This is a genomic window from Mesorhizobium sp. M4A.F.Ca.ET.020.02.1.1 (genome assembly GCF_004022645.1).
Taxonomy (GTDB): domain Bacteria; phylum Pseudomonadota; class Alphaproteobacteria; order Rhizobiales; family Rhizobiaceae; genus Mesorhizobium.
The window spans coordinates 1-9,448 of the sequence record NZ_RZOI01000174.1 but is presented as its reverse complement, the minus strand read 5'-3'; the positions used below and the strand labels follow the sequence as shown (position 1 = coordinate 9,448).

Below are 9,448 nucleotides of genomic sequence, written 5' to 3'. Positions count from 1 at the left end.
GGGATTGGGGCCATGTGCGGGTGTTCACGCCCTGGCGCTACTGCGTCGATCGGGCGGCGAGGGAACTGCTGGAAGCGACGGGCTGGAAGATGCCCGATCCGGAGACCTTTCCCACGGCCGATGATCTTGTCGCGCTCTACCTCGAGCCGCTGGCGAGATTGCCGGAACTGTCGCCGGTGATCGAGACCGGCGCCCGCGTCACCGGCATCTCCCGCTGGGGCGCCGACAAAGTGCGCGGCGGCGGACGCGAGGCGCGTCCCTTCATGCTGGTGGTCGAAACCGCCGGCGGCATCAGGCGCGACCGCGCCCGTGCCGTGATCGATGCCTCCGGCACTTGGCGCACGCCCAATCCGCTCGGCGCCGGCGGCATCGCGGCGGAGGGAGAGGCGGAATTCGCCGACCGCATCGCTTACGGCATTCCCGACATTCTCGGCCGGGACCGGGCCCTTTACGGCGGCCGCGCCACGCTGGTGGCAGGGTCCGGCCATTCGGCCGCCAATGCCCTGCTCGACTTGGCCAGGGTGGCGGATGACGAGCCGGGCACAACGTTCATCTGGACGACGCGCGGCACCGATCTGGTGCGCATCTATGGCGGCGGCGATCTTGATGCCTTGCCGGCCCGCGGTGAACTTGGATCCGACGTCAGGGACCTTGCCGAGAGCGGCCGCGTCCAATTGGTCACAGGGTTTGCCACGACGGCAATTCGCGAGGAAGACGGCCGGCTGATTGTCGAGGGCGATACGGCGGACGGTTTGCGGCGCATCGGCCCTATCGACCGAATCGTCGCCGCGACCGGCCAGCGGCCCGATCTCAGCCTGACCAGGGAATTGCGGCTCGACCTCGATCCATGGCTGGAAGGCGTCAGGGCGCTGGGGCCGCTGATCGATCCCAACGAGCATTCCTGCGGCGACGTGCCGCCGCATGGGCACCGCGAGCTCAGCCATCCCGAGCCCGGCGTCTATACGGTCGGCATCAAGAGCTATGGCCGGGCGCCGACCTTCCTGCTGCTGACCGGCTACGAGCAGGTGCGCTCGGTCGCGGCCGCATTGGCCGGCGACGTCGCCTCGGCCGATGCGGTGCAACTGGTCCTGCCCGAGACCGGCGTCTGCACGGTGCCGGGTGGGGTCACCGTGACCGGCAAGGCGTTCGCCGGCTGCTGTGGTGGTCCGGCCCCGCAAGCGGCGGACGGCTGCTGCGTCGCCGACGCCGAGGCGAAAGCCGCCGGCAGGGGCGGCTGCGGCTGCGGCGTTGCCGCATGAGCAGCATGGCCGGCATGCGCGGCCGCGGCATCATCATCACCGTGCTCGGCCTGACGCAGATCATGGCGTGGGGCTCATCCTACTATCTGCCGGCGGTCATTGCACCGGCGGTGGCCCGCGACACCAGCTGGCCGCTGGCATGGGTGGTTGGCGGCTTGTCGCTCGGGCTTCTCGTCGCCGGCCTGATATCGCCGCGCGTCGGCTCCTCGATCGAGCGCCATGGCGGCCGTAACGTGCTCGCCTTCAGCGCATTCTGCATCGGCGCCGGCCAGATCGGCCTGGCCGCGGCGCCCTCGCTTGCCGTCTATATCGGTGCCTGGCTCGTGATCGGGCTCGGCATGGGGGCAGGACTCTACGACGCCGCCTTCGCCACGCTTGGCCGCCTTTACGGCAATAGCGCGCGTTCGGCCATCACCACGCTCACCCTGTTCGGCGGCCTGGCCAGCACCGTCTGCTGGCCGATCTCGGCTTTCCTGTTGAGCACGATCGGCTGGCGCGGCGCTTGCCTTGCCTATGCCGCCGTGCAACTCCTCATCGCGCTGCCGCTCTATCTCACGCTGCTGCCGCGCCGGGTGCCGCAACGCAGCGCGGCATCCGATGTGGATCGAAACGCCGCCGCTGCAAGGCCAGTCAACCCGTCCTTGCCCGTCATGGCCTTGCTCGCCAGCACCATCACGCTGGCGGCGGTGATTTCCTCGACGCTCTCGGTGCATTTGCTGTCGATCCTGCAGGCCGGCGACCTGGCGCTCGCCGCCGCTGTCGGTCTCGGAGCCCTGGTGGGCCCCTCGCAGGTAACGGCGCGCGCGGTCGAGATGATGATCGCGCGCTATCACCATCCGATCTGGACCAAGCTTGCCTCGGCGAGCTTCGTCGCCATCGGTGTCCTGGCGCTGTGGGCCGGCATGCCGGCCGTGCCGGTGGCGCTCGGCTTCTACGGCGCTGGCATCGGTCTCGAATCGATCGCGCGCGGCACCTTGCCGCTCGCCCTGTTCGGTCCGTCAGGCTACGCGAAGCTGATGGGCCGTCTTGCCATGCCGAGCCTGATTGCACAGGCGGCCGCGCCGTCGATCGGCGCGGTGCTGATGCAATGGACTGGAGCGCAGGGCACGCTCGCTGTGCTCGGCGGCCTCGCGCTGTTCAATGTCGTGCTGGCATGGAGCCTGCGCTGGCTGCTGGTCCGCGACAGAGGCGTCCACTTGCAACCGGGATAGCCGAAGCGCGGCGCGGGTGATGGCGCCTGCGGATTCACGTTCCCTGGGCCGCTACATCAGCGATGCGGTCGCCAGGCGATTCCTGGCGGTGTTCGGCTTGCTGTCGCCGATATATTCGACGTTCGTGTCGATGAGCCGGTCACTGTCGATCCCGGCCGCGGTCAGAATGTCCACCATCGCCTTCACGCGCTGCTTGGCCAGTGCCTTGTTTGTCTTTGCGGCATTGGCGCCTTTGAATTCCTTGGCCGCCAACGCCGTCAGTTCGACGTTGCAACGCGAGTCCTTGATGCTCGCGGCGAACTTATCGAGGTCATCCTTGATCTGCGATGAAATCACAGAGGACTGGCTGTCGAAAAACAGATGGACCTGGACAGGCGCGCGCTTCTCGTATTGCCGGCACGATATCCCTTGCTTCGGCAAGGTGTACAGGATCGCGCTACGTGCCGTTTTCGTGTCGGCGGCGCCATCGTCGACCCAATGCGAAAGCGCCAGCACCATTTCCGGCTTGACGCCTTGCGCCTTGAGGAAATCGCTGGTTGCATTCAGCCTGCGGCCGGCAATGCCGTCAGCCTTGTCGTAGCCACCTTCCTTGCTCGCCGTCGCATAGAGCCTGTAGCCGCAATCCTGTCCGGCATCCTTGATGAAGGCCTTCAACGCGCTGGCGGAATCCGTCGATATCTTGCCGTCGCCCTTGTTGAACAGGACGCGATAGGAGTTCCACTGCGTGCAGTTTGGGCCAAGGTCGCGTTCCTGGGCGACCGCGCTGAAACCTACCGTACTTGCGGCAGCGCTAATAAAGGCTAGAACAAGGATGAATGATTTCTTCATTGTCTTGGCGCCTCTCGCTGCGGCTTAGTCTAACGCCGCATTCTTTACTGCGGCAAGGTGGCAAACCGCGGCCGGCGCGCTCGTCAGTCCCACAACAGCAGCAGCTTGCGCCAGAAGGCATTGGACGGCATCGGCCTGGAACCGCGCGGCAGGCGGATGGCCAGGTAGATCGTCAGCCATTTGCGATCTATCTCCCGGATCGAGACTTTCAAGTCCTGCAGCTCGAAAGGTCTCGGAACCCGTGTCCATCCGGAGAAGGCGAGGGCGCCGGTCGGGGCATCGCCTTTCCACGAGAGTTTTTCCTCCGGCCTGCCCAGCGCCATGGCGAACTCGAAGGGCGACGCCTCCTCATGGGCGATCTCCACCGTCGCGACGACACTTCTGGCAAAAGCCGGGAAAGCCGACTTGAGGGCCGCGACAACCGGGCCATGCGTGTTCGGCCGCAGGAACAGGCCGCCATCGTCGCCGGCGACGAGCAGCGTCGGCAGGTCGGAGGGATGGTTGGTAACGAGCGAGGCTTGCTTGATCTCGTCATTGGTAATCCGGCGCATGCGCCGGCGCTCCTGCGGCGCGTTGAGACGCGGGTGTCTCGCCCCGTTCGAAACGACATGGCGGATCTGGATGCTCGAAAAGCCGCCAAGCACACGCGCCTGCGGGCGGCCTCCGCCGCACCGGACCGCGAGCAGCAGATCGCGCCGGCCCGACGCCGGCGAACTGATGGCCGTTCTTATTTCGCGCGGCTCGTGCGGCCGGCTGACATCGGCCCAGCCGCTCCCGACATCAAGATCGAGCATTCCGGCAAGCTCGCCGAAAGTCTGGTTTTCCGCGTCGACGATCGCAAGCTGGAACTGCGCGGTTCCGGTAAGGTCCTCGTCGAGGTAGATCCAGCAGCTTGCGCCGATGACGCCCGGCGGGCAGACGCCCTTCAGCAGGGCCATCGTCACGTTGCCGCCCCTTGCTTCGAGAAACAGCTGATCCGGCGATCGTTCGACATAGCTCAGCAAATCCGCAACGGCATCGGGATGCGAAGCGACATGAGCAAGGCGCAGCGGCTCGGCCGAAAGGTATTGCTCGCGGTAAAGCGAGGAATGCAGCTCCGGCACGGTCTCGTCGGCGGCTGCGTTGAGCATGTCGACGACGCCGAGTGTGAAGTCGGACCGGCCGGCATGGGCGAGCAGCGAGATCGCCGTGTCTGGCCTGCCCTCGCGGGCCGCGATCTCGGCCAGCAGTTGCATCGCATCGGCGGCGTTGGCGGGGCCCGAGCTCAGCCTGAGATAGCGCTCGTCCTTGACGCGCAGCTCAAGGTTCCAGAGGTTGAGGTCCTTTTCATGACTGGCGGTATTCGAGCTGATGCCGAGCTGCACGAACATGTCCGTATGCGCGAATTTGTGCTTGCGGAAGACGTCGATGATCGGCCTGCGGTTCCTCAGCCATTCGGCATTCCGGTTCATCCCTGTCGGCGCCGACCGGTACCAATAGAGCGGCTCCGGCACAGTGATGATCTCGAGGCCCGCCAGATCCGCGCGCAGGAAGAATTCCCAATCGCTCGCTGAAAAGCCGCGCTCTTCATTGAGATAGCCGACCCTGTCGAACACCTCGCGCCGGAATATCGCATTGGCATCGCCATAGGGATTGGTGATCAGCGCAATGTCGGGCGGCCCTCCGACCGGAAAGTAGAGCATGTATCCGCTCTTAGTATCCGGTGGCACGAAGGGTTCGTTAAGCCATTTGGCGAAGGTCGTGCAGATGTCGGCGCCGGAATTCTGCATGCCTGCGACGAACGTGCTGACCGCGTTCGGGAAGAGTGCGTTGTCGTCGTCCAGGAACAGGATCAGCGAGCCCTTGGCGGCTCGGATGCCTGTGTTGCGCGCCTTGCCGAGGAAGCCGTTCTTCTGCCGGATAATCCGCCAGCCGCGCTGCTCGAACTCCGGTTCGAGGTCGGCCAAAAGTTCGATTGCCTCAGGATCGGTGCTGCCGTCATCGACGACGATCAATTCGATGTTGGGATAGTCCTGGCGCCGAACCGAGGCGATTGCCTTCGGCAGCAGCCGCGCCCGGTTGTAGTGCGCGGTGATGATCGACACCAGGGGCGGCCGGCTCCGCCGCGAGCCGGCGGCCTTGCGCGGCTCCCGGCGGAATTTCGCGTGCAGCCGGCTCCAGGCCTTCTCGCGCGCCGCACGCCCGTGCAGCGGCTTCGCCGGGCTGATCGCGCGGCTTTGCAGCGCCTCCGCGATCTTGGCCGCGATGGCGGACGCGGAAGCCTCCATCATGACGGTGTCGGCCGACTTCGGGTGCAGCATGTCGCGTATGCTGCCGACGTCCGTCGCGACGAAAGGGATCTCCTCGTCGAGGCATGCGACCACGTCGATCGGAAGCTGCGCAGCCGCATGCGTGATCGCCACCAGCGCATGGCTCTGCCGCAGGTATCGGAAGATCTCGGGTTCGTCGCGAATGGGCAGCAGCTTCAGCTTGAACGGCCATTGCCGCGCGCGCCGGACGATCATGCCGCCCGAATGCTCGCCGAGCATATGGCCAAACGCGCCGACGACCGTCACCGCCAGGTCGGTGATGCCGCTGTCGGCCAGACGATCGAGCGCATCGCAAAACAGCGTCAGCCCGCTGCGCGCCTCGGTGCCGGAGAAATGAACGATTTCGGTGGTGAGCCGCGGTCGCCGCCGATAGGGATCGGAGTGGAAGTTCGAACGCCATTCCTCCGGCACGAGCGGGACGGCGACGTGGCGGCTGGCGGGCAGTTTCCAGCCTGCCTTGGTCATCCAGTCGAGCACCGACTGGCCGGTGACCACGAGATGGTCGCAGGTCTCTGCCGAGGTCCTTTCCATATGTGCGATGGTCATCTGCTCCTTGCGCTCGACCGCCCGGCCATTGGCCTGCAGCTTCCACATCAGCGGTTCGTGGGCGAGCACGACGATCGCGGGCGGATCGGGAAAAACCCCGGTTCGTTTGGCAACGGTCGGGAAATGCGCCAGTCCGCCCTCGAGCGCGAAGTAGACGACGTCGTAAGCGTTCTGCTTGAGGTAATGGTAGACGGCCACCGAATGCTTGTCGCTCGAGTCCAGGCCGCGCAGCAGCTCGGGCGACTGCGGCAACAGTTCGAGCCGCACCAGGAAATTGTCGAAGCACCATTTGCCGAGCCTGGCGATCTCCTCCTCGTCGGGCTGGCTGCCGATCGGGCTCGGCACCCATAGCAGCGTGACGGTGTCGCCGGTTACCGCAAGATATTGCGCCAGCGCGTAGGTCGCCGACCCCGGATCGGCGGTCGAAATCGAACCGAACTCGACCTCTGAAACGACGCATACATTGCGGGGCTTGTGGCTTGCCTGTCGCTTGCCCCTGGGCGTCGCGCCTAGCTTAGAACCAATGCTCAATCAGTCCCCCTTGATCATCAGCGGCAGCGGACAGTCTTGCCAACAGTAGGATAACACTTTGATAATTGTCTCGCGGGGATAATCGCCGCGCGGAGCCACAATACCCACTCGCTTTCGCGTAACCCGGATCATGACGCTCGCATGCTTGGCCATCGATCTCCGAAACACCTCGAACGGCTGGACGACCGGCCGATCGACGTAAGCAAGGGCGAGATCCTGTGCTTTGTCGGACTGCGCAATGAAGCGACACTGCTGCCCAAGCTTCTCGATCACTATCGCGGCCTCGGCGTCGATCGTTTCTTCTTCCTCGACAATGGTTCGACGGACGGGACGCTCGAACTGATCCTGGAGCAGCCGGACAGCCATTGCTTCCACACGGAAGGATCGCACTTCGCCGAGAACATCGATCCGCCGCGTTGGATCAACACGCTGATGAACGTCTTCGGCACTGGCCACTGGTGCCTCTCGATCGACGCCGACGAATTGCTGGTCTACCCGGATTTCGAGCGGGTGAGCCTGCACCGGCTTTGCGACTATCTTGACTCGACCGACGCCGACGCGGTGATCGGCTCTATGATCGACATGTACGCCGACGGCCCGCTGGCGGAGTGCCACTATGACGGCACGCTCCCGCTTATCGAGGCCTCACCCTATTTCGATCCGGAACCGGGCTGGCTGCGGGCGCGTGACGGCAAGTACCCGCCGCAGCAGATGTTCGGTGGCGTCAGGGAGCGCGTCTTCTGGCACGGCCGATTCAAGCAGACCTTCCCGCCATGTCTGACCAAGGTGCCGATCGTGCGATGGGAGCGGGGCAGGCGCTATCATGTGGCCCAGCACACGATCAGCAAGGTTCAGTTCAGCGAGCTCCGCGTCGCGCTGCTGCATTTCAAATTCGTCTGGGGTTTCCGCCAGAAATCAGCGTCGTCACTGAGCGAGAACACGCAGCTTAAGGAAAAGACCCTGGAGGAGCGCGCCGCCTACATGGAGGCATTGGAGCGCGATCCGAAACTGTCGCTTCGGGACCAACGCTCCGTTCGCTATCGTGACGCCGCGCAACTTGTCGAACTCGGCTGGATGAGAACCTCGGATCGCTACGCCGAGTTCGTCTCAAACGCCGTTAGGCCGCGTCAAAGCGCGGCCACTTGAACTGACGAACGATCGAATTGTGGATACGGCTGATTCTACCCGCCGTAACCGCCGCCGCCATCACCGTTATTTCCGTCGCCGCCGTTCGGATTGAATTGCGCCAGCGTGTTCAGGGCAAGCGCCTTGCAGGCCGTCGGAGCATTAGGATAACGATGCAGATAGTCTTCGAGCGCCTCGATCGTACCGATCTTCAGGGCCTGCTCGCAAGCGAGCTCGGCCTCCTGGATCCCACCTTCGAATTGCGCCTGCGCCGCGCCAGAGAAAGCGACGCTCACGCCAAGAATACTTAGCCCACCCAATAGTAGCGATTGGATTTTACGCATAACAAGCCCCTTTCACCACGCACCACATTGAAATTATTGTTTTGTTAGCAATTTGTCAACCATATCCGTGGCGTGCCGGGCGCCATCCTGGCGCAAGGTTAACGGCCGGATCCGCGGCCGACGCGCTGCATGTCGCCCTAACGCTCCGGCGGTTTTTGGGAGGACGACGTGCATGAAAACAAAGACTTGAAGCGCGCCGGCTGAATCCGTTCCCGCACGACGCGGTTCAGTCGCCGATCAGTGTCAGCGTCCGAAAGAAGGCGTTGGTCGGAGCGCCGTTGGGGCTTCCGGCGAAACGAACCGCAAGCATGATCGAGAGCGGCATTTTGCGCCGTGCACGAAGCGTCGCCACCAGGCTACGGCGCGCGAATTTGTCCGCGACCGTCATCCAGCCCGAGAAGGCAAGGGTCTGCCCGGATATGTCCCTCTGCCAGTCGATGGTCTGATCGGGGCGGGCAAGCGCAAGCGCGAAGTCCAGTGCCGGCGCGTCGGCATGCGCGATTTCGACTGTAGCCTCGATCGCCCGGAAGAAGGGAGGAAACTGATGATCGAGCGAGGCCGCCACCGCGCCGTCGGGGTGGGGGCGCAGGAACACCCCGCCGCCATCCGGCGCGACAAGCAGCAGCGGCAGGGCCGAGACGCGCGGCGTCAGCAGCCTGGCGGTCCGCAAGACATCAAAGACGAGGATGGTTGAACCGCCGCCATCATCGGGACGTTCCGTGACATCGACAGCTGCGGGCCGTCCAAGCAAGCCGGCCGCGGTATCGCCGCGGCCCACCGAGCGGGCGATGCGCGCCAGCTTCTCCAGGGTCGCATCGCTGTTCGGCTCGAGGTCGCAGAGCTCCAGATAGTCTCGATAGGCGGGAGTGTACCGCAGGTTCTCGCGTGCGCTCTCGATTTCGGACCGTGTCGTATTCTGGGCGATGGCCAGTTGGTGCAGCAGCCCGGCGCCATCGAACTGGCTCGAGCCAAATGTCTTCAGGACCGGGCGGCGATTGTCATACCAGTTAGACATCCGGAACATGCCGTCCGGTTTCGACCGGTACCAGTAAAGCGGCTTCGGGATCGGCCTGATCTTCAGCCCGGCAAGCGAGGCCCGCGCGAAAAATTCCCAGTCGTGCATAGCATAGCCCGGCTCTTCGACCAGGTATCCGATGCGCGAGAAGACAGACCGGCGCACCATCGCATTGGCGTCGCCATAGACGTTGTGGATCAGGCCGAGCGCGTCGGGCCCGCCGAGCGGCAGATATTGGATCAGCCCGTCGCCGCGGTCGTCGGGCACGGTGTCCTCGTAG

General features: G+C 64.6%; 7 protein-coding genes. 3 read left to right on the top strand and 4 right to left on the bottom strand.

Annotation, left to right across the window (positions count from 1 at the left end):
- Both EN742_RS13675 and EN742_RS13670 read left to right on the top strand, forming a co-directional pair.
- Window positions 1-1,259, top strand: a 1,259-nt coding sequence (locus EN742_RS13675; RefSeq protein ID WP_128332913.1) for a flavoprotein, incomplete at its 5' end; no start/stop codon positions are given.
- Complete coding sequence (locus EN742_RS13670; protein WP_128332912.1) at window positions 1,256-2,470, top strand: MFS transporter; 1,215 nt, start codon at window positions 1,256-1,258, stop codon at window positions 2,468-2,470. The genes EN742_RS13675 and EN742_RS13670, both read left to right, overlap by 4 nt.
- 51 nt (window positions 2,471-2,521) lie before the next feature.
- Here EN742_RS13670 and EN742_RS13665 read toward each other — a convergent pair whose 3' ends face one another.
- Both EN742_RS13665 and EN742_RS13660 read right to left on the bottom strand, forming a co-directional pair.
- A complete protein-coding gene (locus EN742_RS13665; RefSeq protein ID WP_127406214.1) occupies window positions 2,522-3,298 on the bottom strand; it encodes an OmpA family protein in 777 nt (258 codons plus the stop codon).
- A gap of 83 nt (window positions 3,299-3,381) precedes the next feature.
- Window positions 3,382-6,684, bottom strand: coding sequence for a DUF6212 domain-containing protein (locus EN742_RS13660; RefSeq protein WP_128332911.1), 3,303 nt, complete (start codon window positions 6,682-6,684; stop codon window positions 3,382-3,384).
- Between the two features lie 141 nt (window positions 6,685-6,825).
- Between EN742_RS13660 and EN742_RS13655 the strand changes: the two genes are divergently transcribed.
- Window positions 6,826-7,830, top strand: coding sequence for a glycosyltransferase family 2 protein (locus EN742_RS13655; protein ID WP_127406216.1), 1,005 nt, complete (start codon window positions 6,826-6,828; stop codon window positions 7,828-7,830).
- Window positions 7,831-7,865: 35 nt separating this feature from the next.
- Here the strand turns inward: EN742_RS13655 and EN742_RS13650 are convergent, their stop codons facing one another.
- Window positions 7,866-8,153: a hypothetical protein gene (locus tag EN742_RS13650; protein ID WP_126055619.1), complete on the bottom strand. Its 288-nt coding sequence runs from the start codon at window positions 8,151-8,153 to the stop codon at window positions 7,866-7,868.
- Window positions 8,154-8,379: 226 nt separating this feature from the next.
- Window positions 8,380-9,448 (bottom strand): DUF6212 domain-containing protein (locus tag EN742_RS38080; RefSeq protein WP_210214457.1); only part of this gene is annotated, 1,069 nt, incomplete at its 5' end.